Annotated in this window: 30 protein-coding genes and 1 pseudogene; 16 read left to right on the plus strand and 15 right to left on the minus strand. The window is 68.3% G+C overall.

Annotation, left to right across the window (positions count from 1 at the left end):
• Window positions 1-429: 429 nt before the first annotated feature.
• Window positions 430-915, minus strand: a complete 486-nt coding sequence (locus tag OG905_RS01435) for a nuclear transport factor 2 family protein (RefSeq protein WP_328665721.1) — start codon at window positions 913-915, stop codon at window positions 430-432.
• Between the two features lie 204 nt (window positions 916-1,119).
• On the opposite strand from OG905_RS01435, the gene OG905_RS01440 reads away from it, so the two are divergent.
• From OG905_RS01440 to OG905_RS01465, 6 genes and pseudogenes are all read left to right on the plus strand, one after another.
• The gene (locus OG905_RS01440; RefSeq protein WP_328665722.1) at window positions 1,120-1,347 is read left to right on the plus strand and encodes an ATP-binding protein; all 228 of its coding nucleotides are present in this window, start codon (window positions 1,120-1,122) and stop codon (window positions 1,345-1,347) included.
• Window positions 1,344-2,020: pseudogene (locus OG905_RS01445) on the plus strand (response regulator transcription factor). The gene OG905_RS01440 and the pseudogene OG905_RS01445 overlap by 4 nt, the downstream one beginning before the upstream one ends.
• 456 nt (window positions 2,021-2,476) lie before the next feature.
• A complete protein-coding gene (locus tag OG905_RS01450) occupies window positions 2,477-3,457 on the plus strand; it encodes a GNAT family N-acetyltransferase (protein ID WP_328665725.1) in 981 nt (326 codons plus the stop codon).
• Window positions 3,458-3,638: 181 nt separating this feature from the next.
• A complete protein-coding gene (locus tag OG905_RS01455) occupies window positions 3,639-3,944 on the plus strand; it encodes a putative immunity protein (protein WP_328665726.1) in 306 nt (101 codons plus the stop codon).
• Between the two features lie 437 nt (window positions 3,945-4,381).
• Window positions 4,382-4,645 carry a hypothetical protein gene (locus OG905_RS38990; protein ID WP_443044050.1) on the plus strand — a complete coding sequence of 88 codons (264 nt, stop codon included), beginning with the start codon at window positions 4,382-4,384 and terminating at the stop codon, window positions 4,643-4,645.
• A 270-nt stretch (window positions 4,646-4,915) separates the two neighbouring features.
• On the plus strand, window positions 4,916-5,356 hold the full coding sequence (locus OG905_RS01465) for a VOC family protein (RefSeq protein ID WP_328665729.1): 441 nt from the start codon (window positions 4,916-4,918) through the stop codon (window positions 5,354-5,356).
• Here the strand turns inward: OG905_RS01465 and OG905_RS01470 are convergent.
• The 4 genes from OG905_RS01470 to OG905_RS01485 all read right to left on the minus strand — a co-directional run bounded on the left by OG905_RS01470 (window position 5,325) and on the right by OG905_RS01485 (window position 7,389).
• A complete protein-coding gene (locus OG905_RS01470) occupies window positions 5,325-5,753 on the minus strand; it encodes a hypothetical protein (protein WP_328665731.1) in 429 nt (142 codons plus the stop codon). The genes OG905_RS01465 and OG905_RS01470 overlap by 32 nt on opposite strands.
• Window positions 5,754-5,847: 94 nt before the next feature.
• The gene (locus OG905_RS01475) at window positions 5,848-6,129 is read right to left on the minus strand and encodes a hypothetical protein (protein ID WP_328665733.1); all 282 of its coding nucleotides are present in this window, start codon (window positions 6,127-6,129) and stop codon (window positions 5,848-5,850) included.
• Between the two features lie 77 nt (window positions 6,130-6,206).
• A complete protein-coding gene (locus tag OG905_RS01480) occupies window positions 6,207-6,566 on the minus strand; it encodes a nuclear transport factor 2 family protein (protein WP_328665735.1) in 360 nt (119 codons plus the stop codon).
• 25 nt (window positions 6,567-6,591) lie between these two features.
• The gene (locus OG905_RS01485) at window positions 6,592-7,389 is read right to left on the minus strand and encodes an SDR family oxidoreductase (RefSeq protein WP_328665736.1); all 798 of its coding nucleotides are present in this window, start codon (window positions 7,387-7,389) and stop codon (window positions 6,592-6,594) included.
• 87 nt (window positions 7,390-7,476) lie between these two features.
• Here OG905_RS01485 and OG905_RS01490 point away from each other — a divergent pair, with 87 nt between their 5' ends.
• Complete coding sequence (locus OG905_RS01490; protein WP_328665738.1) at window positions 7,477-8,025, plus strand: winged helix-turn-helix transcriptional regulator; 549 nt, start codon at window positions 7,477-7,479, stop codon at window positions 8,023-8,025.
• A 99-nt stretch (window positions 8,026-8,124) separates the two neighbouring features.
• Here the strand turns inward: OG905_RS01490 and OG905_RS01495 are convergent, their stop codons facing one another.
• Window positions 8,125-8,364, minus strand: coding sequence for a hypothetical protein (locus OG905_RS01495; protein ID WP_443043876.1), 240 nt, complete (start codon window positions 8,362-8,364; stop codon window positions 8,125-8,127).
• Window positions 8,365-8,379: 15 nt separating this feature from the next.
• Between OG905_RS01495 and OG905_RS01500 the strand changes: the two genes are divergently transcribed.
• Window positions 8,380-8,529, plus strand: a complete 150-nt coding sequence (locus tag OG905_RS01500) for a bifunctional ornithine acetyltransferase/N-acetylglutamate synthase (protein WP_328665740.1) — start codon at window positions 8,380-8,382, stop codon at window positions 8,527-8,529.
• A gap of 187 nt (window positions 8,530-8,716) precedes the next feature.
• On the opposite strand, the gene OG905_RS01505 is transcribed toward OG905_RS01500, so the two are convergent.
• Window positions 8,717-9,652: a helix-turn-helix transcriptional regulator gene (locus OG905_RS01505; RefSeq protein ID WP_328665742.1), complete on the minus strand. Its 936-nt coding sequence runs from the start codon at window positions 9,650-9,652 to the stop codon at window positions 8,717-8,719.
• Between the two features lie 282 nt (window positions 9,653-9,934).
• Here OG905_RS01505 and OG905_RS01510 point away from each other — a divergent pair, with 282 nt between their 5' ends.
• Window positions 9,935-10,300, plus strand: a complete 366-nt coding sequence (locus tag OG905_RS01510; protein WP_328665744.1) for a Tat pathway signal protein — start codon at window positions 9,935-9,937, stop codon at window positions 10,298-10,300.
• 691 nt (window positions 10,301-10,991) lie between these two features.
• Here the strand turns inward: OG905_RS01510 and OG905_RS01515 are convergent.
• Window positions 10,992-11,624, minus strand: coding sequence for an HD domain-containing protein (locus tag OG905_RS01515; RefSeq protein ID WP_328665746.1), 633 nt, complete (start codon window positions 11,622-11,624; stop codon window positions 10,992-10,994).
• Window positions 11,625-11,695: 71 nt separating this feature from the next.
• Between OG905_RS01515 and OG905_RS01520 the strand changes: the two genes are divergently transcribed.
• Complete coding sequence (locus OG905_RS01520; protein ID WP_328665747.1) at window positions 11,696-12,637, plus strand: GlxA family transcriptional regulator; 942 nt, start codon at window positions 11,696-11,698, stop codon at window positions 12,635-12,637.
• A gap of 111 nt (window positions 12,638-12,748) precedes the next feature.
• Here OG905_RS01520 and OG905_RS01525 read toward each other — a convergent pair whose 3' ends face one another.
• From OG905_RS01525 to OG905_RS01540, 4 genes are all read right to left on the minus strand, one after another.
• Entirely contained in the window at window positions 12,749-12,958 is a 210-nt protein-coding gene (locus tag OG905_RS01525; RefSeq protein WP_328665749.1) for a hypothetical protein, read from the minus strand.
• A gap of 51 nt (window positions 12,959-13,009) precedes the next feature.
• Entirely contained in the window at window positions 13,010-13,342 is a 333-nt protein-coding gene (locus OG905_RS01530) for a hypothetical protein (protein WP_328665751.1), read from the minus strand.
• Window positions 13,332-13,832, minus strand: coding sequence for a hypothetical protein (locus OG905_RS01535; protein ID WP_328665753.1), 501 nt, complete (start codon window positions 13,830-13,832; stop codon window positions 13,332-13,334). The genes OG905_RS01530 and OG905_RS01535 overlap by 11 nt, the downstream gene beginning before the upstream one ends.
• Window positions 13,833-13,918: 86 nt before the next feature.
• Window positions 13,919-14,044 carry a hypothetical protein gene (locus OG905_RS01540; RefSeq protein WP_328665755.1) on the minus strand — a complete coding sequence of 42 codons (126 nt, stop codon included), beginning with the start codon at window positions 14,042-14,044 and terminating at the stop codon, window positions 13,919-13,921.
• 161 nt (window positions 14,045-14,205) lie between these two features.
• Between OG905_RS01540 and OG905_RS01545 the strand changes: the two genes are divergently transcribed.
• The gene (locus OG905_RS01545; protein WP_328665757.1) at window positions 14,206-17,163 is read left to right on the plus strand and encodes a tetratricopeptide repeat protein; all 2,958 of its coding nucleotides are present in this window, start codon (window positions 14,206-14,208) and stop codon (window positions 17,161-17,163) included.
• Between the two features lie 12 nt (window positions 17,164-17,175).
• A complete protein-coding gene (locus OG905_RS01550) occupies window positions 17,176-17,556 on the plus strand; it encodes a hypothetical protein (protein WP_328665759.1) in 381 nt (126 codons plus the stop codon).
• Between the two features lie 118 nt (window positions 17,557-17,674).
• Here the strand turns inward: OG905_RS01550 and OG905_RS01555 are convergent, their stop codons facing one another.
• Both OG905_RS01555 and OG905_RS01560 read right to left on the minus strand, forming a co-directional pair.
• The gene (locus OG905_RS01555; RefSeq protein WP_328665762.1) at window positions 17,675-18,454 is read right to left on the minus strand and encodes an MBL fold metallo-hydrolase; all 780 of its coding nucleotides are present in this window, start codon (window positions 18,452-18,454) and stop codon (window positions 17,675-17,677) included.
• A gap of 80 nt (window positions 18,455-18,534) precedes the next feature.
• The gene (locus OG905_RS01560) at window positions 18,535-19,512 is read right to left on the minus strand and encodes a GlxA family transcriptional regulator (RefSeq protein ID WP_328665764.1); all 978 of its coding nucleotides are present in this window, start codon (window positions 19,510-19,512) and stop codon (window positions 18,535-18,537) included.
• 744 nt (window positions 19,513-20,256) lie between these two features.
• Between OG905_RS01560 and OG905_RS01565 the strand changes: the two genes are divergently transcribed.
• On the plus strand, window positions 20,257-21,054 hold the full coding sequence (locus tag OG905_RS01565) for a hypothetical protein (RefSeq protein WP_328665765.1): 798 nt from the start codon (window positions 20,257-20,259) through the stop codon (window positions 21,052-21,054).
• A 388-nt stretch (window positions 21,055-21,442) separates the two neighbouring features.
• Here OG905_RS01565 and OG905_RS01570 read toward each other — a convergent pair whose 3' ends face one another.
• Window positions 21,443-22,075, minus strand: a complete 633-nt coding sequence (locus OG905_RS01570) for a TetR/AcrR family transcriptional regulator (protein ID WP_328665767.1) — start codon at window positions 22,073-22,075, stop codon at window positions 21,443-21,445.
• A gap of 53 nt (window positions 22,076-22,128) precedes the next feature.
• Here OG905_RS01570 and OG905_RS01575 point away from each other — a divergent pair, with 53 nt between their 5' ends.
• From OG905_RS01575 to OG905_RS01585, 3 genes are all read left to right on the plus strand, one after another.
• Window positions 22,129-23,088 (plus strand): GNAT family N-acetyltransferase, encoded by a 960-nt coding sequence (locus OG905_RS01575; protein ID WP_328665769.1) that lies wholly within the window; start codon window positions 22,129-22,131, stop codon window positions 23,086-23,088.
• A 453-nt stretch (window positions 23,089-23,541) separates the two neighbouring features.
• On the plus strand, window positions 23,542-23,943 hold the full coding sequence (locus OG905_RS01580) for a hypothetical protein (RefSeq protein WP_328665771.1): 402 nt from the start codon (window positions 23,542-23,544) through the stop codon (window positions 23,941-23,943).
• Between the two features lie 6 nt (window positions 23,944-23,949).
• Window positions 23,950-24,495 (plus strand): RICIN domain-containing protein, encoded by a 546-nt coding sequence (locus OG905_RS01585; RefSeq protein WP_328665773.1) that lies wholly within the window; start codon window positions 23,950-23,952, stop codon window positions 24,493-24,495.
• Window positions 24,496-24,872: the final 377 nt, after the last annotated feature.

The raw sequence follows: 24,872 nt of genomic DNA on the forward strand, positions 1-24,872 counted from the left end.
GATTCCCCCCACGCCTAAAGGCGCGGGTCCCCTCGCTAGGAGTCTGATGGAGGACGAGCTATTGCATTGCCCGACGTCCACGCCTACTCGACCGCCACTGGTACTCGTCTGACCGCATCACCGTCGAACACGGCCTGGCCGACCACCAGCGCTGGAAACAACTCATCCGCTGGACACATCACCGCGAGACCCTGCCCGACGCCTACCGCGTCACCGCCCGCCCCGCCTCTGATCGCACCGCAACCATCCTGCGCCTCACCCTCGAGCAGACGAAAACATCCATATCCGCTGTCAGGCACCAACTCGTAAGGGGTGTCTCAGACATGGTGGATCCTGTTCGCGATCTCCCAGCGGCTGTGGACGCGTTGTGCGATCTCGATTGCATCGGTCTGTTCCGCGTTCAGGTCGGTGACGCCGTAGGGTCGCCGGTCAGAGGGCGGGCGGGGTCCAGTCGGCAGGCAGGCCGGACTGGCTGAGGACGGTGGCGAGGCTGTAGTGGTCCTGGTCGGAGGTGATCCGGCAACGGTTCTTGTCGAGGTCGAGGAGGGTGGTCATCGGCACGGCGAAGGGCTTGGGTGCGCCCTTGATGTGGCCCGAGTAGATGGCTTCGACGGTGATGCCGTCGCCGCCGCGGTGGGCGGCGTGCACGGTGACGTGGACGTTGTCGATGACGGCGTCGGCGCGGGCCTTCCACCCGGCGATCTCCTCGCGGCCGTGGAAGGTCATGCCCACCGCCTCGTCGGTGTAAGTGCCGTCGGCGGTGAAAAGGGCGCCGAGCGCCTGTGGGTCGGTGCCGTTCCAGGCGCGGGCCCAGTCGGTGACGATCCTCGACGGGCAGCGCCCGGCGTCCGGCGCGGCGTAGGCGGTCGTAGGGGTGGCGGCGCAGAGGGCCGCGGCGGCGAACAGCATGGTCATGGCACGGGGCGGGCGGGACGTTATGGTGATGCTCCTTCGGGTGAGGGTGCGGGTGTGGGTGCGGCCGGGCGGCCGGTATCCCGGGGATGGTGTCAGGGGGTCAGGGCAGCCTTGCCGACGGCGGTGCGAGATTCGGCAAGGCTCGGGGCTTTGGTGGCTCGGGTGAGCGGTATGGCCGCTCCCGGGGTAGGGGATCGGCGGCGGGTGGCGGAACTCGCGCAGCCTTTCCGCCGCCTCGGCGCCGACCGGACTGGCACCGGCCGGGGCAGCGGCCTCGGCCTTTCCATCGTCGCGGCTATCACCGAGGCCCACCACGGCACCCTGGACCTGCGCGCCCGCCCCGACGGCGGCCTGCGCGTCACCGTCACCCTCCCCCACCCAGGCGACAGGGCGACAAAAGGCCCCAACACAGAGACGGACGTGGCGCGTTGAGAGACCTGGTGGTCGAGGACGCCCGCCCGCTCGCCGAGGTCATAGCCGAGGGACTGCGCGACCAGGGCATGGCCGTGGACATGGCCCACGACGGGCTCGATGCCGCAGCCAAGCTGGACGTCAACGCGTACCACGTCGTCGTTCTCGACCGCGACCTGCCAGGCATCCACGGCGACACCCTCTGCCGGATGATCACCGAGCGGGACAGCCGCGTGATGGTCCTGATGCTGACCGCCGCCGACTCACCCGGCGACCGCGTCAGCGGTCTGACCCTGGGCGCCGACGACTACCTCGCCAAGCCCTTCCACTTCCCCGAACTCGTCCTGCGCATCCGCGCCCTGGCCCGCCGCCGCCCCGCCGCCCGCTCCCGCACCCTGCGCTCGGCCGGCATCGAACTCGACCCCATGCGCCGCACCGCAATCCGCGACGGCCGCCAACTCGACCTCTCCGTAAAGGAGTTCGCGCTACTCGAAGCCCTCCTGAACGCGAGCCCCGCCTTCCTCAGCACGGAGGACCTCCTCGAACAGGTCTGGGACGAGCACGCCGACCCGTTCACCAACACTGTCACGGTGACCATCAGCCGCCTGCGCCGCAAACTTGGCGACCCCCGGTCATCGCTACCACACCCGGCGTGGGGTATCGGATCATCGACCCAGCTGCCACACCCGACTGAGCGGCTAGCAGGGGTTGGCGGCCCGCGAGCGGAGGCCGTGTTCAAGTGCGTGTTTCTGATCCTCAGGCGACTCACGCGAAAAGGCGCCCGTATCGACTGGTCGAAGAGGCCTGACCACGCGCAGCAGCCCGGTGTGGTTTCGTTCACGGATCACGACGGCGATTGTTCAGCACTCTGGGAGGCGCCCGCCCGGGGCCGAGGTCGATGTTCACGAGAACGGACAGCACCCGTCGACTGACTCCCCGCCCGGGCAGGGGGTGGCCTTCCTGGGCCTCGTTACCCGTCGTAGCCGTTGTTCGACTGGTCGGTATTCGGCCTGGTGACAGCTGCAGTTCCCGGCGGACACGCAAGGCAGGCCGGCCGGGTCCTCGGTCCCTGAGTATCGGTGGACCTTTCGCCTCGCCTGCGGCGCACGCCCGTGGTGCGATGAAACAGGGGGTCGGGAAGGAGAGAGCGATGACCCCACCGGCAGGGGAGCGCAAGAGTGGCACGGGCCCGTTGTCGGTCCGCCCGCTGGGTGAGGCGGACCTGGATCGGGCCGACGAGATCTTCAGGGTCGCCTTCGGGACGTTCCTCGGGGCTCCCGAGCCGAAGACGTTCTTCGGGACCGCCGACTACGTCCGCACCCGCTGGGCGGCCGATCCACAGGCGGCCTTCGCAGCGACGGTCGAGGGCGAAGTCGCCGGATCGAACTTCGCCGCCAACTGGGGCAGCGTCGGGTACTTCGGCCCGCTGACCGTGCGTCCGGACCTGTGGGACCAGGGCGTCGGCAGGCGCCTCATGGAGCCGGTCATGGACTGCTTCGACACCTGGGAGAACCGCCACCTGGGCCTGTTCACCTTCTCGCACAGTCCCAAGCACCTTGAGCTCTACCGCCGGTACGGTTTCTGGCCCCGATTCCTCACAGCCATCATGAAGAAGCAGGTGGCAGGCAGTGCCGCAGTCCCCGGCCGAGTGCTGTACGGCCAGCTGCCCGCCGCCGAGCAGCCCCACGCCCTGAGCCTTTGTCGCGCACTGACCGGGGCCGTGTACGAGGGCCTGAGCCTGGAACGCGAGATCGTGGCCACGCACGCGCAGGGGCTCGGTGACACCATCCTGCTCCAGGGCGCCGGCTCCGAGCTCGATGGCCTGGCCGTCTGCCACTGCGGAGCCGGGTCGGAGGCCGGCGAGGACGTGTGCTTCGTCAAGTTCGGAGCCGTACGCCCTGGCCCGGAGGCCGCCAACCGGTTCGAACGACTGCTTGGCGCGTGCGAGCAGCTGGCCGCCGAGCGCGGACTGGGTCAACTGGACGCCGGGATGAACCTGGGCCGCCCGGATGCCTACCGTCGAATGGTCGACCGCGGTTTCCGCACCTGGTTGCAGGGCGTGACCATGCACAGGCCCAACGAACCCGGCTACAGCCACCCCGACGCCTACGTGATCGACGACTGGCGCTGAGACCCCGCCACACTCGGCCCGCGAGGAAGGCCCGGTGCTGCCCGAACCCGTGGACATTGGCCGACGGCGCCGACGGCCAGACACCTCCCGGACCACTGTCGGAGTGCTGTCCCTTCTCATGGACAGAGCCACCGGAGCCCCTGTCGCCGTGCTGTCCAGCACAATGGTCGAGGATGGAATCATGGCGGGAGAAGCAGGCGAGATCGCTCTGAACAAGCAAGACCTTCGTGAGGTCACCGCGTTCGCTGCGGCGTGCGCGGAAGTGGTGCTCGAGGTATCCGAGGCCGATCAGCCGGACGACTCGCGGCTGCGAGACGCTATCGGTGCCGCGTGGGAGTTCGCCCGGGGTGGTGAGCGCGGAAACCTCTGCGCGACACAGCGTGGGCGGCCCTCAACGCAGCCAAGAGCGCGGACACTGCGGCTGCGCTGTGAAGGGCAGCGAGCGCAAGTGCACCTCCTGGGCCCCGGTCCACGCCTGATCCGCTGAAGGGCCGGGCCGCTCAGCGGCCCGGCCGACGCGCGGGTCTCGGGCAGGGGGCGCGGCTGTTCGAGCTCGGCCTGCTGGGGCGGGCGTGTCAGCACGCGAAGCCGGATCTGCCCGTGCCGATAGCGGGAAGGGCCGGGCCCGCCTGGTTCCGTCCGGGGGCAAGGCAGAACCACGGGGTGTGGTTCCACTGCGCCGACCGCCGGTCCGAGGCGGCTACGACCGGCACCGGGCACGACGTCCGGTGATGCGATCAAGGCGGCACGGAGGTGCGATGGAACAGCCCCCGCAGGCCGTCGCGCGGCCTGTGGCCTCCCGGAGAGTGGCGGTGATCCCCGTGACCGTACGCCGCCACGCCGGCGCAGGCCGTCGTCCCCGTCCCGTCCGAGCCGTGCACGTCCGGCTGGGTGTGCGGCTGGACCGGCCCCGACTACACGGGCGTGGCGAGTTTTGTCTCGCAGGACATGCCGCGGTCTCCGGAGACGACCGCATACGTCGGATTCATCGGCGGTGAGTCGGTGTGGAACAGTGCCAGGACGTGGCGCCGGAACGGCCAGGTCTCGGGCCGGTGCTTCACCGTGTACAACAGCACCGAGTACCGGGGCCAGAGTCGGACCATCCGCCCGGACCAGGGCATCGCCCCGATCCCCGCGTCGTTCGGGAACATCCATTCCAACCGGCTCCACGCATGCCGGCTGTCCTGACCGTCCCGAACACGTGGTGTGCGCTGCCGACTGACGGTGAAAAGCGGGGACGGCACGCTGCGGCTGATCGTCTTCATGGGAGCGGCCACCTGCGCCGCACTCACCCTCGCTGGTGACGACCTGACTCGCGGGTCTGCTGTAGCAGTGCTGAGGCGCGATCCAGATTTTTCGGAGTTCGGCGGTCTGCGGATGTCGAGAACGTGCCACGGGCTCCGTCCCAGGGACATCAGCGGCCACCACCGGCCGCACGAGGAAGGAGGAGAAACCAGCATGGCGATTCAGCGGATGGACAACGTCGGCATCGTCGTCGAGGACATGGATGCCGCCATCGCGTTCTTCGTGGAACTCGGTATGGAGCTGGAGGGCAGGGCAGAGGTCGCGGGGACCTTCGCCGACCAGTGCACCGGACTCGACGGCGTCCGCTGTGACATCGCGATGGTCCGGACCCCGGACGGTCACAGCCGGCTCGAGCTGGCGAAGTACCGCAGCCCCGCAGTGATCAGCTCCGGGCCGCGCAACCGGCCGCACAACATTCTGGGCACGCACCGCGTCATGTTCGCCGTCGACGACATCGACGACACCGTTGCCCGCCTGCGCCCTCACGGCGCCGAACTCGTCGGCGAGATCGCCCGGTTCGAGGACAGCTATCTGCTCTGCTACATCCGCGGCCCGGAGGGCATCATCGTCGGACTGGCCGAGCAATTGCGCTGAGAAGGAGGAACCGAACCATGCAGCCGAACGTGATCATTGACGTTCTGAACCGCCCGATCAGCCAGGAGCTGCTGGCCCGCGACGTGACCCGCCTGGCCCGGAAGGCATCGCGGACCTGGTCGCCCTCGCCAACCCGACGAACTTCCACACCGCCGCCCAGGCCGTGGCCGCGGCCAACGCCGTTCACGACTGATGCCGAGGCGGGGTCCAGGACTTCGGCGAACGCGTCATGGACACCTGCGTCTTTGAGGGCCTGGAAGACGATGTCGTGGTCGGTGCCGAGGGCTGGCAAGGTGAGATCGAAGGACTCGACCTCACCCTGACCTTCCTGCGCGGAAAGCGGGAGCAGACCCGGCGGTTCCACCGAAGCCGAACGGTCGACCTGGGCCTTCCCCATCAACTGCCTCCGCTCACACCAGGGTGATCAGCAACCTAACCGGCAGCGGCAATCCCAGCTGGTCTGCGGTGCCCCAGGCCCACACGCATGACTTTCACTGGACCACCCGTTGGCTGCGACGACCAGACCTCGCCTCCCTAGGCTGTCGTCCGGCTTGGACCGTCTTTGCCCGAGTTCTGGCGAGCAGATCGGTCAAAGCCGCCGCGTCGCAAATGCTGGCCAGGGCAGAAAGGCTTCGCGCCACCGCTTCCGCGTCCTTTCGGGACAGTTCCATGCCCATGTGGCCGAGTGCGAAGGTCAACAGCTTGAAGTGTCGGACACCGTCCTCCACAGCGCGGGCACGGAATAGCTCGGCTTGAAGGCTCTCGGCGTTCATGGCCTCGCACTCCGCGGCTAGAGCATGGAAGTCGTTCCGCGACCAACCGACGCGCAGGCGGCAGCAGGTGAGCAGACTCAGGGTTCGATGACGAGGCGTTCGATGAGCCCGTCGTGGAGTGTGAACTGGTAGCGCAGATCGATGGTCCCGCCGGGGAAGTTGCCCTCGAGGTGGTGGGTGGCGATGTAGCGGGTCGCGTCGGTCTGCTGGGCGTCGGTGAGGTGGATGGTGTAGGTGAATTCGGTGGCGGATCGGTCGAGCCACCCCTCGATCGCCTCGGTGCCCTCGTAGGTGTTGCCGTCGTCGATCACCGTGGCTTGGCCGGTGAACGCCGTGATCGCGGTGCCAGCGTCGTGGGCACGGTGCGCCTTCAGGTAGCGGGTGATCACCTCGGGCAGGGTGTCCGGGGTACTGGTGCGGGGCTGGTTGTCGTGCATGACGCTCCTTTGGGTGGTGGCGGGTTCAGACGGTGGGGGTGTTGCCGCCGTCGATAACGTGTTCGGCGCCGACGATGGCCGAGGCGCGGTCGGAGACGAGGAAGGCGACGAGTTCGGCGACTTCCTCGGGCCGGTTGGGACGGCCCAGCGGGATACCGCCCAGGGAGCCCATGAGCCGGCGCAGCGCCGCTTCCTCGGTGATGTCTGCGTCGTGGGCGATCCGGGCGACGAGGTTGTCGGCGGCCGAGGTCTGCACGAAGCCGGGCGAGACGGTGTTGACGCGGACGCCGTGCGGGGCGACCTCGTTGGCCAGGCCCTTGCTGTAGGTGGTCAGGGCGGCCTTGGCGGCGGCGTAGGCCAGGGTGCCGTTCCACAGCGGCATGCGGCGCTGGATCGAGGTGACGTGCACGACCGCCCCCTTACCCGTGGTGATCACGTGCGGCAGGAGTGCACGGTCCAGGCGGACGGCGGCCAGCAGGTTGGTGTTCAGCTCCCTGGCCCAGTCGTCCTCGCCGAGCGCCGCGAACCCTCCGGCCGGTGCCTCGGACCCGCCGAGGGTGTTGACCAGGATGTCGACGCCTCCCACGCGGGCGTCCACCTCGGCGGCTACGTGGGCTGCACCCTGGGCGGCGGACAGGTCGGCGGTGATGAACGTCTTCTCCTCGATGTCGTCGGGGAGGCTGCGGGCGGTGACCAGTACGGTTGCGCCGGCCTGGGCGAGACGTCTGGCGATGGCGGCTCCGGTGCCCTTGGTGCCGCCGGTGACCAGAGCACGCCGGCCTTCGAGGGATTCGCTGATGGATGTGGTCACGGTGTGCTCCATTCCCGGGTGCGGGCACAGAAAGCACCGCTCCCGTCATTACTGCTAAAATAGAAGCTACTAAGTTCGACTTTAGCAGTAACTGAGGGGATGGTCGCCGTGGCAAGCCGGATCAGGCTGGAGGACCGGGAGTGCCCGCTGTCCACGACGGTGGAACACGTAGGCGAGTGGTGGACGCTGCTGATCCTCCACGACGCCTTCGACGGCTACACGCGCTTCGACCAGTTCCAGGAGAGCCTGGGTATCTCCTCCAGCATGCTCACCACCCGGCTGAAGACCCTCGTCGCGGACGGCCTGCTGGGGCGACGGCCCTACCAGACCAACCCCGTACGCCACGAGTACGTCCTCACCGAACTGGGGCGCTCCCTGCGACCGGTGATCGTTGCCCTGGCCGCATGGGGCAACTCCCGCCTCGCACCGGCCGAACGCAGCATGATCCTCATCGACGCGCACAGCGGCGAGGAAGTCGAGCCCGTCGTCGTTGACGCCAAGACCGGCCGCCGACTCGACGACAGCGACACCCACGTCTTCACCGCAGGTCCCGCAGCCAGCGACGCCATGCGCCACCGTTACGCGACACGGCCGGCCGCCCCCCGCGCAGGCGTAAGGCTGCCCCGGACAAACACCGAACGGCCTTGAGCAGGGCCGGAACGCACAGGTCGTACCTGATCGACCACGCAACGTCGGCTCGCTGCCAGCATCACGCCTGCCAATCCTCCCCAGTCGTTGGGAACTGGATCACGGGAGGCGAGGAGCCCAGGGGTGCAGTTCCGCTCCGGTCTCCTGCGCGATGGTGCGCTGCGGCGCATCGCCCCTGGCTGCGGGCGTTGCGGGTGTGGGGGTGGCGTCGGGGCCGAGGAGGCGGTGTACGGCTTCGGGGCCGTGGTCGCGGCGGGCGGCGGCCAGTTCGTCGAGGTCCCAGACCATGGTGCCGGTGACGGTGTTGCGGCCGCCGCGGCGCCGGATGGTGCCGCGCACGAGGAGCAGCCCGCTGTGCAAGATCGTGTGTGCGCAGTCGTCGTGACGGTCTTCGAAGAAGGCGAGGTCACCATCTCCCCCGGCCTCGGTGACGCCACGGCCACCGTCTACGGCTGCGACCTGTCCGAGGGCTACATCCGCGTCAACGCGGACTACACCTCATGACGGCCGCCGATCGCAGTCACGGCCCCCGGGACAGCGCAACGCCCGACCACACAGTCCAAGCACGGCAGCCTCCAGCTGGACTCCGCGAGACCGGGGATACCGAGCGGCTCATGATGGACCTTCAGGTCGGATGCCCGGCATGCCGAGGTTGACGGGCGCGATACCGGCGTCAGGTGCACGCGAGCCGTCAGCCCGCCCGGACGAGGAACCGCTGATCTGCCGCACCGGAGCAGCTTTCCTCGATCGCCTCGGCGCCCACGGTAGTGTCGTTGTCGACGATGCCGATGCACCCGCTGCTGGTGGCCGGACGCAGCCGGAAGGTCCCCGCAGTGGGTTCCAGGCGGAAGAGGGTGCCCTGCGCGCAATTCCGGCGGGGTTCCAGCATGCCCTTGATCTGGTCCTCGCTCATGACCGTCAGACATCCCTTTCCCATCTGGGGATGGTGCCACTGGATGCGGTAGAGCCCCTCACCCATCGGTTCGAGGTAGGTGCGCGGCACGGGTGCCTGGGCACAGGGGAGTTGGACGGCTACGGCGCTGCCGTAGGCACCGTTGCGGTCGCGTCCGTCGGTCAGGCAGAGATCGGGCGTGCGGGCGGGGCGGATGGTGACCCAGCCGTCGGCGGGAGAGGCCGGTATCCCTGGCTCGGCGGAGTCGCCAGCGAGCAGCCCCCAGGCGACCAGGGCCAGCATCGGGACCGCGAGCGTGGTCGCGCCGGCGACTGTGGAGCCCTTGGGCCGGCGGGGCCGCGCGATCGCAGCCGCTTCAGTCTGCGGTTGAGCATCGGTTTCAACGTCGCGCGCCTGGACGGGCGCCGCAATCGTACGGGCAGCGGCGAGCCTGTCTCTGGTGGCCAGCCAGGCGTCGACCCGCTCACCGTCCCCGCAGGCGCGGACGAACGCGGCCAGGACCTCGGGACGCGGCAGGCTCGTCCGGCGCAGTACGTCGGCGAGCGTGCTGCGCGCTAGGACGTCACCACTGCGGGCGGCTCGCTCCTCCAGCTCGCGATACGTCAGACCCGAACGCTCCTTGAGCCGCTGCATCGACGCGATGAAGCCGGCGGCGTCCGGGACTTCGTGCGGCGACACGTCTTCGTACGGTGGCAACTCCCCCAGGTTCCCCATGAGTGTCATCTTGCTGAGTCCCTGTCAAAGAAGACAACGGCGTATTCCGTCATGTCTGGCTGTCCGGGGCCAGGGTTCGGACAAAGCTCCGACCAGCCCGGACAGCCCGCGCCTGTCCGGGACACGCGGTTTCACTGTGCTGCTGCCCCGGCATCCGCAAGCCTCTTCCCCGTCCAAGCGCTCACACCACAGCGCACGGCTCACACAAGGGAGCATCAAGTGGAGAAGACAGGTTTGGCGTCGCGGATTGGAAAAGCGGGTATCGGCGTGACCCTGGCCGCCGTGGCTACCGTCGCCTTTTCGGGCACGGCGCAGGCGGCCAGTGTCTACGGCGAGAGCAGCAACGGCTGCGCGGACGCCGGGGGCACCTACAGCTACGCCTGGACCGGCAATGCCCAGGGGCGTGACACCTACAACGCCTACTTCAACATCACCGTCCGGGACAAGTGCCCGGGCGACGGCTGGGCAGGCGGCCTCTATCTGAGCTACTGGAAGTACCAGAACGGCCAGTGGAGCTGGATCTCCCAGCGACGGGTCAAGGTCAACGGAACGTACAGCACCCCACTGTCCAACGTGGACGGTGTACAGATCAACGTGTGCAACTACTACCCGGAGAAGGCCCCCTCGGGCTGCAGCCGCGTCTGGTGACCTCTCCTCCCACCGGGGTGTGCGAGTCGTACACCCCGGTGGCGACAGGCTCTTGCGATGCTCGAGGAACGTTCCGGCCCGTTCGCCGCCGCCGCGTGGCCGGCCCGGCGCTAGACCCAGTCTGGCCCACGCCGCGACTGCGACCTTCGTACGGCGGAGGGGTTCGGTGCCTGCTGGTACCCCGCCGGACCGCGACCACCACGGCCAACTCAGAAGGGCCGTCGCCCGACTGCGGGCACCGCTACAAGGCCCCATCGACCGGCCAGAAGGGCGGGAAGTACTCCGGGACGGCGACCGCCACATGGACCGTGGAATGGCAGGCAGCGGCCCTTGGAGACGCCGGAGAATTCACCGAAGTACGCGAGACCCCGTTCACGGTCGACGTCCGCGAGGTCCAGGTCCTCAACTGACGGACGGCCCCTCTAATCCCTTCGACAGAGCGCGAGGCGGCTGGCATGCTGCGCACAGCGGGCGGGTCTATGCCCTCGCGGGTGCCGGAGACGATCAGCTCCCGGCGGGTGACGTTCCGGCAGACACCAGCGCCCTCCCGCCCCGGGGGTCTGCTCGACAGCGTGTCGTGCCAGACAGCCGTTGGGTGGACCGCCGCCTGCGGAAGCGGGGTGGCGGGCGAACCGACGACGAAACTCCCACCACAGGTCAGCGGCCTGCGCCCCTCCCGGCGACAGGCCGGTTACCCTCCCCAGGGCGAGGATGCGGCGGCGCGTTCCATGCTGGTCACGCCGTCGGCCCGGCGTTCGCGAAGCATCTCGCCGCCGATCGTGTAGCGCGCGGCCGCGGCATCTGACCGGGCGGCTCGCTCCACGATCGCGTCGACGAGCGAGCGGACCATGGCCAGGCGGGGATAGGCGGCGTGGATCTGCTTCTCCCACGGGGAGACGATCTCCGCGTTGCGCCCGAAGTCGATGCCCACGCCCGCGCGGGTGAGGTAGCTCAGCAAGCCGCGGCGCTCGGCGATACCGGGAGAGGCGTGCAGCGCGATCGCCTCCCACACGCGGTCGATGTCCGCCTCGGGGACCTTGTGCTGCCGCAGCAGGTCGGCCGCCAGGTCCGCACCTTCCACCTCGAAGCGGGCTTCGCCCTTCGCGAGGTTGCCCGTGCCCAGGTCGTGCAGGACGGTCGCGGCGAACAGCAGGTCACGGTCGTAGGCGGCGTCCTCCAGGCATCCTTCGTGGGCGGCGAGGAGCTGGGCGAAGAAGAAGCTTCGCACGCTGTGATTGACCACCGGCGGGGTCTCGGAGGTACGCACGGTGGAGAGGATGGCCTCGGCCAGGGGGCCGGCAGGCAAGTCGAGTGAGAACTCCATGGGTGCAGGCTACGAATCTAGGCTCCGTCATCGACAGTGGCACGGGAGCCATCCATCGCTAGGATCGTGCCATGTCGGCCATCGATGGGCACCGAGTTGCGGTGCTGGCGCTTCCACGGGTCCTCCCGCTCGACCTCGGCATACCGGTGCAGACCTTCGGGTCGGACCCGCACTACCAGGTCACCGTCTGCACCGATCCGTCCGCCGGACCGGTCCGCAGCGGCGGGTTCACCGTCGTCACGTCCACCGGGCTGGAGGCGCTGCGGGACGCCGACACCGTCGTCATCCCCGGCTACCAGGCCCCGGACATCCCGCTTCCCACCGCGGCACTGTCGGCGATCCGCTCGGGGCACGCGCGCGGAGCGCGGTTGGTGTCGATCTGCACGGGCGCATTCGCGCTGGCGGCCGCCGGGCTGCTGGACGGGCGCCCCGCAACGACCCACTGGCAGGAGACCGCTGCGCTGCAACGGCGGTACCCCCGGATTGACGTCCGGCCGAACCAGCTCTACGTCGACGACGGCGACATCCTCACCTCCGCGGGAGTGACCGCGGGCGTCGACCTGTGCCTGCACATCATCCGGAGCGACTACGGCGCCGCAGCCGCCAATGCCCGCGCACGGGTACTCGTCGCCCCGCCCCAGCGTGCCGGCGGCCAAGCGCAGTTCATTGACCGCTTCCGGCCGGCCCCCCGGGGTGAGGACCTCGCACCGGTCCGCGCCTGGATGCTCGACAACCTCGCCCGCCGTCAGACCGTGGACGAACTGGCCCACCGCGCGCACATGTCCCGCCGGACGTTCATCCGGCGCTTCCAGCAGGAGACGGACACCTCGCCGATGGCCTGGCTGACCGCCGCCCGCATCGACTGGGCCCGCGAACTCCTGGAGACAACCACAACCCCCGTCGAACAGGTCGCCCGCCTCAGCGGTCTGGGCAGCCCCGCCACCTTCCGTGCGGCTTTCCACCGCTACGTCGGCACGTCCCCTGCGGACTACCGAGCCACCTTCCAGGCGTAGTGCTCGTACGGCTTTCGAGGGGCGGGTTCACGCTCAGCACTTGTCGGCAGGCCGCTGACCAGCGAAGTCACACCCGTTTGGGCTGGTGACACGGTCGTTAACGGCGCCCCGTCATGCTGCTGCCGCCTTCTGGTCGTCGCCGAGCACGCTGAAGTCGACGTCCAGGTGGGCGTCGCAGGCATCGGGGGTGATGCCGAGTTCATGGGTGGAGTACTTGCCGAACCGCTTGATGTGCTCGGCTCCCCAGGCACTTGACGACGGGGCGCGCCCGGCAGGGCGCGCCCCTTTCGCGTTGAGACCCGCGTCCTCCGTCGTTCTCACGGGCCGCGTCGCCGGTCGGCGCGCGCGGTCAGGACGGGCGTGCGCCGGGTGTCACCCGGACGCCAGCCGGTCCCCCTCGGGGGTGTTCGAGAGCCAGCAGACGCCGCCCGCGGGGATCCAGGCGACCCGGTCGAGTGCTGCGACGACCCGGTGGAGGACGGCGTCGTCGTCACCGGCCCAGGGTTCGAACCCGGTGTCGCCGATTTCTCCAATAGCCATCAGGCCGCCCCTCACCACGTCGGCGAGCACCTCGCTGGCCAGGGCTCGGAAGTCACCGCTCGACGGCTCGGCCGATTCACGTGCGAGCCCGATCAGCCGGTCCACCGGTACCCAGTCGTCCAGCCCCTCGACGAGGAGCTCACGGACGATGACCTCATTGTCCATCGGGTAGATGCACCTTCATTCCTTTACCGGTGACCGGGAAGATGTCAATCGTCTCTCCGCCGGACCGGGACGCGGTACGCCACTGGATGACCGTTCCGTCCGCAAGCTTGTAGACGTCCGGGATCTTCGGCCCTCGGGCCGGCAGCCGCTGTGCACCGGCGGTCCACTTATCGAACGCCCCGCGCATCTCCGCGACGCTCGACATCTTCTTGACGTGTGGCTGCCTCCCCTTCGGAAGGGCGTCGAAGCCGGACTTCCATACACCGCAGCCGTTCGCGTTGTGCACCAGAAGGGCCGTGTCGCCGGCCAGTACGTAGAAGGTGTGCAGGTTGGCGACGGTGAGGTTGTGGACCGTCCGGTCCTGGCCGGTCCACGACCTGACCGCGCTGACCTGGACGCGCGTACCCGTGCTGGTGCGTAGCCACACGCCCGGCTCCAGCTGCTCCGCCGTGGCCCACGCCTCGAGGTCGTCGACCCAGCATGGAAGCACACGGACTGACACAGACGGGGTCCGGACGCGGGCAGTGCCCGGACACCTGTGTACGCCCTCTCTGCTGTGCTGTGAGGGCTGATCTGTCAGATCAGATCGCGGAGCCAGTCAATGACGGCGCGCACGATTCCAGCGGCGGTGCCGCTGACGGTTGCGTTGCGGAGGTCGTTGTGGGACCGGTTGCGGCGGTGGGGCTTTCGGTTGCGAGGCATCGTGTTGTCCTGACCTTGCGTCGGATGGGTTGGCCGGCCGGCTTGGTCACCACCTTCAATGCATCCGAACGACTCACTCTGAAACGCGATGAGAACGGAAGTCGACCTAGAAGACGCCCAGTTCAGGACCCCATGAGAGTCGGTGCGGGCATGATGGTGCGATGAAACGCGACGGGGCGGATCGCCATGTGGGGTCGGCGCGCACGCTGCGCCGTCCGGAACTGGCGCCTGGGCCACTGCGCGATCTGAAGGACCTGGTCCACCAGTCCTATCTCGCCGCGGGAAGTCCAACCCTTGACCAAATGGCTGCCTCCATCGCCGAGGATGAGTCGCTGAGCGCAGCACCGTCGCGGGACACCATCCAGCGCATCATTACCTCCTCGGATGTTCCGCCGAGGCAGGCCGATGTCTGTGCTTTGGTGACCGTCCTCGCTCGCTGGGCGGGCGTGCCGAAGGAGCAGTCGGGACAGGCTGCGCAACGGGTTGCTGAGTTGTGGGCTGAGGCCAAACTTCAGCGGCCACTGGGCCAGCCCATTCGGGACCTCACCAACCCGCTGGACCTCGAGGTGCACCGGGCAATCGACGGCTCGGGTTTCGACGGGGAGCAGCTCCCGCTTCTGCCGGCCTACGTAGAGCGGCCACATGATGTTCTGCTGCGCGGGGTCGTGGACGATGCGGTCGCCGGTGCGAGCCGAATAGTGATGCTGGTGGGGCAGTCCTCCACGGGCAAGACCCGGGCGTGCTGGGAGGCTGTGCAGCAGTTGCCCGATAGCTGGCGGGTATGGCATCCGATTGATCCGGAGCGGCCGCGCGCAGCACTGGCCGAGCTGCCGCGCGTGGGGCCTCACACGGTGATCTGGCTCAACGAGGCTCAGCACTACCTGTTGAATCCGAGAGATGGGGCAGGCGAGGAGATAGCCGCTGGCTTGCGCGAACTGCTGCGCTCACGCCATCGAGGTCCCGTGCTCGTGCTGGGAACGATCTGGCCCGAGTACCGCGCCCTGCTGATGACCGAACCTCAACCTCAGGAACGAGATCCGCACGCCCAGACCCGGGAGTTGCTGGCTGGTCAGGAGATTGCGGTCCCAGCACGGTTCGACTCTGCTGCCCTCAGAGATCTGTCAGTGAAGGCCGCGGTCGATCCTCGGTTGGCCATCGCCCAAAGACGTGCAGAGGGCGGCGGCATCACGCAGTATCTGGCAGGCGCCCCAGAGCTTCTGGACCGCTACCGTACGGCGCCGACTGGTGCCCGCGCGCTTTTGGATGCGGCCATGGATGCCCGTCGGCTCGGGCACGTGCTCTCGTTGCCGCAGTCGTTCCTTGCTGCTGCGGCGGAAGCCTATGTGGAGGATCCGGAATGGGACCTCTTGCCGGAAGACTGGCTGGAGCAGGCGGTGGCCTACTGCGCCCGGCCGGTGCGAGGGGCACGCGGGGCCCTGACACGCATCCGACCGCGCGCTGGCCAGGCCGTACAACCCCAGGAAACGGGCTACCGGCTGGCGGACTACCTGGAACAGCATGGTCAAAGAGTGCGCCGTGCACTCCCTGTCCCTGCGGGATTCTGGTCTGCTGCCCTCGCGTTCAGCGGAGCGGCGTCCGCTGCACGACTCGGCCAGGCTGCTCACCAACGGGGCCTGTACCACACTGGGTTCCTGCTTCAGAAGCGTGCCGCTGAGGCGGGTGACGCCGGTGCTGTTCGCGGCATAGCTGAGATGCTCATTGGCCGAGGCCAGATGGAAGAGGCGACCGCCTGGTACGAGCAGGCAGCTGCCGCCGGCGATGCCGAGGCGCTGAGGTGGGCCGTCGTATACCGGGGTCAGGGCGGTCGTGTGGACGACGCTCTCCCCTGGTTCGAGCGCGCGGCTGAACGTGGCGAGGCCGTCGCTCTGCGGTGGGCTGCGAACATGCTGGACCTTGCCGGCCGTGTGGATGATGCCCTCGGTTGGTTTGAGCGCGCGACGGAGGCTGGGGATTTCGATGCACCACGGTGGGCGGCCAACATGCTGGACCGCGAGGGCCGGACGCATGAAGCCCTCGACTGGTACGAGCGGGCGGCACGGACAGGCGACAAGGAGGCAGTGCGTTGGGCTGCTGATATCCAGATCAAGCAGGGCAAGCTGGATCAGGCGGTGGCCTGGCATCAGCAGGCTGCTGCGTCGGGTGACGCCCGAGTGCTGCTTCGTACCGCGGAGCTTCTTGCGAGGGCCGGAAAGATTGACGATGCACTCCACTGGTACGAGCGGGCGCACCATGCCGGAGAACGCAACGCGGCGCGTAAGGCCGCGGACCTGCTGCACGGTCAGAAGCGAATTGACGAAGCCCTCGCCTGGTACGAGCGAGTCGGCTCAGAAGACTTGGGGTTGAGCGAGGCTGCCCGGATGCTGCAGAGCGAAGGCCGAATCCGTGAGGCTCTCGCCTGGTACGAGCGGGCGCACCATGCCGGAGAACGCAACGCGGCGCGTAAGGCCGCGGACCTGCTGCACGGTCAGAAGCGAATTGACGAAGCCCTCGCCTGGTACGAGCGAGCCGCCGACTCCGGAGAACACTTCGCGCTCAACGAGGCCGGCCGCATGCTGGAAGGCGAAGGCAGGATGGAGGACGCCCAGATTGTCTTCCAGCGACTACTAGAGCTTCAGGAGAAGTTCTCAGCCGCGTGGAGTCCACCCCCCGCTGGGGGCGATGCCTTGCTCCATGCTGCGAGGGCGGAGACGGAGCGGGCAAGTGGCAACCTCGACGACGCTCTCGCACTATTCCAGCGTGCCGCTGATGCAGGCCGGACTGATGCTTTGCGTCAAGCTGCCGCGCATCTGGCAAATGCCGGGCGCCTGGAGGAGGCACTCGTCTGGTTCCAGCGAGCAGCAGATGCTGGTGAGATAGACGCGCTCATTGAGGCGGCGCTCTTCCTGCACTGGGCAGGCCGCGTCGACGACGCGCTCGCCTGGTACAGGCGGGCCGCCTTTGTAGGCGATGCGCGGGCGTTGATCGCTGCTGGCGAGGTGCTCGCAGCGTGCGGCCGCAGCGATGAGGGGGAGAGACTCACCCGGTATGGCTGGGAACCCGATGGCTCGATCAGCGTGAAGTGGAGTGCGTCAGCACCCACCAGGTCACCCTCGACGTAGCGAAGTGGGCGCGTGACCAGCGCGACCGTTCGCATCGCCGCGCTCATCCGCGACGCCGGCACCACCCAGGACATCGAAGACCGAGCCGAGCTGCTGCGCACCGAGATCGGACTTGCCGGCGTCACCATCGCCGAGCCCATCCTCGAACTCGCCTTGTGTTTCCACCACGCCGTCCTGGGCGCCAACCACGCAGTGTCCGCCTCGATCACCCGCCTGAACAACCTCACCCGCAGCGGCGACTACGCGTACTACGTCGACATCGCCCACTTCATGGCCGGCCTTCCCCTCGATGCGCCCTCACCGGCCCGGTGGCCCGATGGGGAACAGCAGACCCGGGAGCGGTGGCGCACCCTGGTCACCGCCCGTCGTGGTCACCCGAACACGGCCCGATGACGTCTCTGACCACCGGACGCGGGGTGAGAGATACGGATCAGAAAGGGCCCGAACCGCCCGGTGACCGGGGCTCGGGCCGTTCCTGCTCCCGCTTGCCGTAGCGGCTGCAGCCAGGCGGTCAGCTGGCGTCCAGGGCGCCTGGTGCCACGTCGTTCTCCGTGCGGGTGGCGATCCGCCCCGCTGCTTCGAGCCGGGACAGGCGGTGGTGTTCCCGTGCGGCCCAACGTCGGACGCGGTCAGGCTCCAGTGGGGCGCCGTGTCCGACGTGAAGTTTGGTGGGGTTGAGGGCGAGCATCTTTCGCAGGCTGGCGAGGTTGCGCAACGGATCGTCGTGGAAGGGCGGGTTGGCCGGCCTGCCCGGGATGAGGCCCATGAAGGAATTGGCGACCAGGTCACCGGCGACGAGGTCCCCTTGGTCGGTGAGGACGGAGATCGATCCGGCGGTGTGTCCGGGGGTAGGCATGATCCGGGCAGCGATCCCGAAGTCCTCCAGGCTCGTCTCGCCCTGGATCAGAACGTCGGGTTCGACGGGTTCGACCTGGGCATGGAGGTCTTTGTTCCGGTCCATGACGCGGCCCATCGGGCCGGTGGGCAGGTACGGTTCGCGGACTCGGCCGGTGCGGAACGGTCCCAGGTCGGCGACATGGCCGGCGACGGGCGCCCCGGTGCGGCGGTGCAGCTCGGCGGCGGATCCGAAGTGGTCGATGTGTCCGTGGGTGATGACGATCAGCGAGACGTCGGAAGGGTCCACTCCGTGCTCGGCGATCCGGTCGTGGATCCGACGGCCGCTGCCCGGTGTTCCGGCGTCGACGATCACCGGCCTCCGGCCCAGGAGCAGGTAGGCGTTGATGGCTGTTCGGCCCATGACCGGGATGGGGATGATCTTCGTGCGGGTCATCGTGTCCTCCGAGGTGTGGTGGCTGCTGCCCGTGTGGGCATGCCTGGGATCCGCCGGGCGGTGATGGGCGGTAGCTGGGTCTAACGGAAGCGGCGACGGTATTCGGCGGGAGTCGTCCCCAGTCGGCGCTGGAACGAACGGTGCAGGGTCTCTACAGAACCGAGGCCGCTGCCGGCCGCGACCTCCGGCAGGCTGCGGTCACTCTCCTCCAGCAGCCGGCGGGCGGCTTCCAGACGGGCGAACTCCACGTAGGCGGCCGGTGTGGTTCCGGTGCGCCGGTGGAACAGCCGGGAGAAGTGGCGCACGCTCAGGTGCAGCCGCGCGGCCAGAGCTTCGGTGGCGAGATCCTGGGTGAGGTGCTCGCCGATCCACACACGCAGGTCGTCGATCCGGTCGCCCGTGGAGGCTGGTACGGAGAGCGGCACACTGAACTGGCTCTGGCCGCCTGAGCGTTTGACATACATGACCATCATCCGGGCGGTGGCCAGGGCGAGATCCTGGCCGTGGTCCTCAGCGACCATCGCCAGCGCCATATCCATCCCCGATGTGATACCGGCGCAGGTCCACATGTTGCCGGCCCGGATGAAGATCGGATCCGGATCGACGGTCACCTGCGGGTGCTCGGCGGCCAGTTGCGCGGCGGTGAGCCAATGGGTCGTGGCGGACAGGCCGTCCAGCAGGCCCGCCGCGGCCAGCAGGTGCGCGCCCGCGCAGATCGAGCCAGTCCGATGGGCCCTCGGTGCCGCTTCACGCAGCCAGTCGGTGATCTTGCTGTCGAGCACCGGCTCCACACCGTCCTCGCCCAGATCGACCGCGCCCGAAACGAGCAGGGTGTCCACTCGGCCGTTCACTTCGTCAAGCGTCAGGTCGGCCATCAGCCGGACGCCGCTGGAGGTGGCCACCGGACCGCCGTCGGCTGTCGCGATCTGGACGACGTAGCCGGGCCGGCCGGTGCCGGCGACGCGGGTGGCGACCGAGAACACCTCAGCCGGACCTGTGACGTCGAGCAGTTCAACACCCGCGAAGGCGACGATGACGACTCTGTGCGGTTCGGGCATGCGCTGATCATCTCGCCCCGTTGTAGTGGCCGCAATGACGATGTTCTGTCAGATTCGGCCATCAGTATGCCGCAAGGCTCCAGGACGGAGCTGACCTGCGACGGAGAGTCAGACCTGCAGAGTCGCCCGTCAGTCAGCCGCACGGGGGCGAATCGGGTCATCCAGGGTGGGCGGAGTGCGTAGCCCAGCGTGGCAAGCGACCGCCCGGGGCCCGGCCCGGATCCTTCGGAGAAGGGCGACTGCGCCACTTCGTTGGAGCGTCATCCATCTGGGGAAGTCGATCGACCCTGGGGATTTCACGAATCCTCATCAACGCCGCATGCCCCCAGCTGCCGAGGGATGCTGCTGACCCGGCTGGCGCCCAGGCTGCGCCGACTGGTCGAGGAATGCCGGGCCGTCTCCATACACACCAGTTGATCGGAAGCGCCTCCGGCACCGGGAACGAGAACCGGGCGAAACGTAACCTGACGCGGCACTAGCTTGCACCACGACGGCTGCCACCCGCACCCGCGGGGCCGGCGTCGCAGGCAGGCTGCTTCCCGCACCCGCGGGGATGGTCTCCCTTCTACGACAACGACACCACCGACCTTGCGCGCTGCTCCCCGCACCCGCGGGGATGGTGCCGACCAGGATCAGATGCGTACCGCCAGGCAAGCCTGCTCCGGCTCATCGACGACATGCGGTCCGTCGGGTGACGGAACTGTGGTCCTGATGGTGTCAGACCGGCGTGCGACACTGCGCCCCATGTCTCTCGCTGATCTCAGTCTCGACGAGTGGCGGTCCTTCGATCTGCTTACGGCGCGTCGTATCGCCCAGGAGGCCGCGGAACAGGTGCAGGGCCGCGTAACCGTCGTCGAGACCGCCGAGCACTTCGGTGCCCCGCTGCACCGCGTCCGGATCGAGCGGAATGCGCGGGAGTTCGCCCTGGTACCGGGCGGCGCGGTGACACTCGGGTTCGACCTCGACGCGTGGCAGCCGTCGCCCGAGCAGGCCGCCGACTACGCCGGGAGTCTGGATCAGGGCTACGGCTACGGCCCTGATCTGCGGGCGCACCTCGGGCAGGTGCTCAGCCCGCGCCGGAACGTAACCTTGGCCACTGTGCTCATGGCTGTGGAGAACGAGAGCCTGACCGCGCCGCCCGCCGACATGCCAGCCGTACTCGCGGCTCGCGGCCTGCGGATGCCGAGCGCCGATGAATGGGAGCACGCCTGTGGAGCCGGCGCGGGCACGTTGTTCCGGTGGGGCAACGACTGCCCCCTGGACCGCATCCCCTACGGGGACCGCACCGGCCCGCAGAACCAGCTGAGCGCCTTCGGCCTGCGTATCGCCTACGACACCTACAGCGCGGAACTGACGAGCGACGTCACCGCAGTACACGGCGGAGACGGCGGCGAGTCGGTGTGCGGCGGCTACGGCCACATGCTGGCGTGGCTGCCGCTGGCCACCGCCAACCGCAACCCGTCCATGGCCGAGTTCATGAACGGCCCGGATGGCGAAGACCTCTCCGAAGACTTCTCCACCCGGCCTGTGCTCACACTCTGAACCTTCAGGACGGCTACCGCACACTGATACCCGCCGGCGCGGAAGGCGGCCAGCCCCTCACCGGTGCGGGACGGGTCACCTGTCCCGTACCGGCGGGGCCGGCTTCGGAGCGTACGCGCTGCTCTGCACCACCCGGCCGGTGCCCTGAGGGGGTGTGGAGGCGATCACCGCCGCTGCCCGCCCGCACGGGCTGCCGCTAAGCCGTCGATGCACGACTTCGACCCCCGCGGCTTGCACCAGGTGTTCGCAGTCGCCGTCACCGCGGACACCTGGCGATTCTGGAACGACGCCCCCGGGTTCTCGCAGTGATTCACCGGCACGCTCACGACAACGACAACGAGATCAACGGTGAGGCCGAGCTATCGCGGGATGACGGTGCTACCTGGCCCTACTGGTCAGGGACCGGCCTGCCGGCACCGGGTTCAGGCTGGGGCAGCGCGATCGAAGCGAGGAAGTCGTCGAGCATGCCGATCTGTACGTCCTCGGGGAAGCGGACGGGGTCGAAGAGGGCTTGGACAACGAGCCCGTGGGTGAACGCGACGGCGGTGGCGGCGAGTTGCTCCGGGGCGGCGGTTGCGGAGAGCTCGCCCAGGCTGCGGGCGGCTTCGAAATGCGGGCGTATCGCTGAGCGCAGTCGGGTGTAGCGGTCGGCCTGGTCCGTGGCCAGCCCGTCGTCGGCGAGGGCAAGGTCCCAGGAGCTGACCCAGATGCGGTTGCGGGCGGTGTCGTCCGCAGTCAGCGGCAGGATGTCCAGCAGCATGGCTCGCACGGTGGCAAGGCCCTCGACGGGACGTTCACGGCGGGGACGTTCCGCGGTGCGCTTCTCCAGCAGGTCCAGGGCATGCGCGATCAAGGCCCGCTTGGTCGGGAAGTAGTGCATGAGCATCCCGGTCGAGACGCTCATCGCGGCGGCGACGGCACGCAGGGTCAGCCCGCTGAACCCCTTGTCGGCGAGTACGTGCCATACCGCCTGGGACACGTCCTCGCGGCGGGCTTCACGATCTCCAGGTGCGGGTGGCATGCTGCTACCTTACGTGCCGAACGCTCGTTACGTACCCCGGGATTGAGGTATCCGTGTTCGCACTGCCGGTCGGTGACAACGCTCAGCTCCGCCCTCTGGAGCCCTGGCACGCGCAGGAGTTCCTTGCCCATATCGACCGCGCCCGGCCCTACGTGGACCCTTGGATACCCTGGGCGACGTTCAGCACCGACCTCGCCTCCGCCACCGCCGTCCTCCAGAGGTACGCCGACAGACAGGCCAAGGACACCGCTCGGATCTATGGGATCTGGCTGGACGGCACGCTGGTCGGCGGCGTCATGTTCACGAAGTTCGACGCCACCTCCGGAGTGTGCGAAATCGGCTGCTGGCTGGAGGCGGCCGGGGCAGGCCGCGGGCTGGTGACCCTGGCATGCCGGGCATTGATCGACTGGGCTTTCAAGGAACGCGGGATGAGCCGGGTCGAATGGTGGGCCACGGCTGGCAACACTCACAGCATCAAAGCCGCGCGCCGACTCGGGATGACCCGCGATGGTGTGCTGCGGCAGCGCTCTGCGTACCGGGGCGTGCGGCACGACAGCGAGATCTGGTCGGTCCTCTCCGAAGAGTGGTCACCCGTGCAAGAAGTACCCCTGTCCGACGTCAAGGCCGAGCTCGACCAGCTGATGCGCGCCTTCCTCGGCGCGTTCACCAACACCGGCGGCAGCCGGCCGAACATCAACGTTGTCCGTGAGGTGTTCATTCCACAAGGAATGATTATCAGCAACGTCGGGGACAAGCCCGTGATCTACGACCTCGACGCGTTCGTCGAGCCCCGGGAGCAAATCCTCACCGATGGGACGCTGACGGAGTTCTCCGAATGGGAAGTCGCCGAGCGGACCGAAATATTCGAGTCGATCGCGCACCGGTTCAGCGAGTACCGCAAGTCCGGTTTCCTCGACGGCGAGTGGTTCGAGGGCTCCGGCCGCAAGACCACCCAATTCGTCCGGACGCCTGCCGGCTGGAGGATGAGCTCGATGGCCTGGGATGACGTGTAGGAGGCGCCCCAACCCAGCCATGGCATGGGTTGCGAATGGCCGGAGTTACGAGCGGAAGCTGGGCGACAGTAGGGCGATTCGCGCCATGGAGCCACTTTCCGAACGCCGGCACACGGGAGGGCTGCCCGATAGGCAGCCGGTCCCAAGGCTGTGGTGGCCTGTTACGGGTGGTGACCGTAGGTAAGCGCATCACGCCGCCGAAGGCGCCCTTGACGGGACGCGACGGCCCTCATCATGACCGAGCGGGCGGCCCCACACGGGCGAGTGACATCAAAACTCGGTTCTGGCACAGATCTTGGGGAGGTTCGCGGAGCGTCATCCCAGTGTTCGATTGCGAGAGGTGGGGTTGCGTGAGACCGCGTACGCCTTGCCGTCTGCTGCCTGAGCGTGACGCTCCATCAGATCTCTTGCGATCTCCGCCGTTGTCGGCTGTGGCCGGTAACGGTACTGGTCATGCAGACCAACGCATCGTTCTGGGACTCGCCGGTGTTCGACGGGATCGACGACGATGACGTCGAGGCAGCTACCGCAGCCTTCGGCACCGTCGATGTGGTGGCGAAAGGCCGCGCAGCCGGGGACGCGGGCTTCGGACTCCTCAGCTGGCAGGGTGCGTTGCGTTGCACGGTCTCGGACGTGGCAGCGGTTCCAGGTGCTCTCCGACCCTCGGCGGCAGAACGAACAACCAGCGGTCGGTTCACGCAGATGCTCACCGTTCACCACCCGGAAGCGGCCGGGTCACGTTCCGCATCCGGACCACAGAGGTTGAGCCAGAACCGAAACTCGTGTCGAAAGGGTTTGAATATCAAACTGACTGCGCGTACGCTGATCAACGCTCCTACCAGGAAAGGAAGGTGAACGTAGGTGAAGACACGATCGGGTACTTGCGGTCGCGTGGGGCGGGGGGCTCTCCTCGCCGCGTTAAGTGGCACCCTGCTCTGGACGTCCGCGCCCCTGTCGCAAGCCCAGGCGGCGACCACGTACTGGCGGTTCGACAACGCCATGAGCGGCTGCCTCACGGCCAGCACCTCGTCGAATGCCGTCTTCGAGGGCCCGTGCCGCAGCACCGACAGCGCGCAGCAGTGGCGGTGGGCCTACGCGAATGGTGAATACCGGCTGAAGCTGCTGGTCAACAGGGCCACCAACAAGTGTCTCGCGACTTACGCCAAGCCGGACCCCTACAAGGCCAACGCGGTCTGGCAGACCAGCTGCAATTCCATATACAACGAAGGCCAGCTCTGGCGCTTCGACTACCGGACCGACGGCACGAACAACGGCTATCTCGAGTCCAGTTGGTACACCCAGGCTAGGACGTCGCCGGGCAACCCCGGCGCGGTCTACAACGATGACAAGACCCGCACGGGGATCTCGAGCTGGTACTACACCTGGTCGGCCAGCACCAGCAGCTGACCGCGAAGTGCCCCGGCCGGGTCGAGCTGATTACCAACCCGGTGGATGTCGGGCGCTACTGCCAGGCTCGCGAAGCTGCTTGGCACTACGCGGCACCGCACGCCGAGGGGTAGCGGTACCGTTCGAAGGGCGACCACCGACTTCCAGCAGTCCCGCGTTTCCCTCGGCGGGCGGCTCCGTGAGCCCGCGGCCCAGTGTCGGGCCGCGTGTTCGCGGAACGGCTGGGCTGGCCGCAGTCGAAGGTGCGGGGGAACATGCCCGCGGCCGCGGGGAGCAGGACCGGCCCATGGTGGAGTTCATCGCCGCGGTGGGATCACCCCCGGGAGCCCTGGGAGGGGCCGAACGAGGCCAACACCCACGGCAACGCGCGGGACCAT

Origin of the sequence: Streptomyces sp. NBC_00322 (genome assembly GCF_036147535.1) — a bacterium.
Classification (GTDB): domain Bacteria; phylum Actinomycetota; class Actinomycetes; order Streptomycetales; family Streptomycetaceae; genus Streptomyces.

What these genes read in the sequence shown, in the direction of transcription:
- OG905_RS01580 (WP_328665771.1), top strand. Translation starts at nt 23,542, where the DNA reads ATGCAGACCAACGCATCGTTCTGGGACTCGCCGGTGTTCGACGGGATC.
- OG905_RS01545 (WP_328665757.1), top strand. Translation starts at nt 14,206, where the DNA reads ATGAAACGCGACGGGGCGGATCGCCATGTGGGGTCGGCGCGCACGCTG.
- OG905_RS01490 (WP_328665738.1), top strand. Translation starts at nt 7,477, where the DNA reads ATGGTCGCCGTGGCAAGCCGGATCAGGCTGGAGGACCGGGAGTGCCCG.
- OG905_RS01540 (WP_328665755.1), bottom strand. Translation starts at nt 14,044, where the DNA reads ATGCCTCGCAACCGAAAGCCCCACCGCCGCAACCGGTCCCACAACGAC.
- OG905_RS01530 (WP_328665751.1), bottom strand. Translation starts at nt 13,342, where the DNA reads ATGGACAATGAGGTCATCGTCCGTGAGCTCCTCGTCGAGGGGCTGGAC.
- OG905_RS01455 (WP_328665726.1), top strand. Translation starts at nt 3,639, where the DNA reads ATGGCGGGAGAAGCAGGCGAGATCGCTCTGAACAAGCAAGACCTTCGT.
- OG905_RS01470 (WP_328665731.1), bottom strand. Translation starts at nt 5,753, where the DNA reads ATGGGGAAGGCCCAGGTCGACCGTTCGGCTTCGGTGGAACCGCCGGGT.
- OG905_RS01450 (WP_328665725.1), top strand. Translation starts at nt 2,477, where the DNA reads ATGACCCCACCGGCAGGGGAGCGCAAGAGTGGCACGGGCCCGTTGTCG.
- OG905_RS01565 (WP_328665765.1), top strand. Translation starts at nt 20,257, where the DNA reads ATGTCTCTCGCTGATCTCAGTCTCGACGAGTGGCGGTCCTTCGATCTG.
- OG905_RS01515 (WP_328665746.1), bottom strand. Translation starts at nt 11,624, where the DNA reads ATGGAGTTCTCACTCGACTTGCCTGCCGGCCCCCTGGCCGAGGCCATC.
- OG905_RS01560 (WP_328665764.1), bottom strand. Translation starts at nt 19,512, where the DNA reads ATGCCCGAACCGCACAGAGTCGTCATCGTCGCCTTCGCGGGTGTTGAA.
- OG905_RS01435 (WP_328665721.1), bottom strand. Translation starts at nt 915, where the DNA reads ATGACCATGCTGTTCGCCGCCGCGGCCCTCTGCGCCGCCACCCCTACG.
- OG905_RS01465 (WP_328665729.1), top strand. Translation starts at nt 4,916, where the DNA reads ATGGCGATTCAGCGGATGGACAACGTCGGCATCGTCGTCGAGGACATG.
- OG905_RS01520 (WP_328665747.1), top strand. Translation starts at nt 11,696, where the DNA reads ATGTCGGCCATCGATGGGCACCGAGTTGCGGTGCTGGCGCTTCCACGG.
- OG905_RS01480 (WP_328665735.1), bottom strand. Translation starts at nt 6,566, where the DNA reads ATGCACGACAACCAGCCCCGCACCAGTACCCCGGACACCCTGCCCGAG.
- OG905_RS01505 (WP_328665742.1), bottom strand. Translation starts at nt 9,652, where the DNA reads ATGGGGAACCTGGGGGAGTTGCCACCGTACGAAGACGTGTCGCCGCAC.
- OG905_RS01570 (WP_328665767.1), bottom strand. Translation starts at nt 22,075, where the DNA reads ATGCCACCCGCACCTGGAGATCGTGAAGCCCGCCGCGAGGACGTGTCC.
- OG905_RS01555 (WP_328665762.1), bottom strand. Translation starts at nt 18,454, where the DNA reads ATGACCCGCACGAAGATCATCCCCATCCCGGTCATGGGCCGAACAGCC.
- OG905_RS01485 (WP_328665736.1), bottom strand. Translation starts at nt 7,389, where the DNA reads ATGGAGCACACCGTGACCACATCCATCAGCGAATCCCTCGAAGGCCGG.
- OG905_RS01475 (WP_328665733.1), bottom strand. Translation starts at nt 6,129, where the DNA reads ATGAACGCCGAGAGCCTTCAAGCCGAGCTATTCCGTGCCCGCGCTGTG.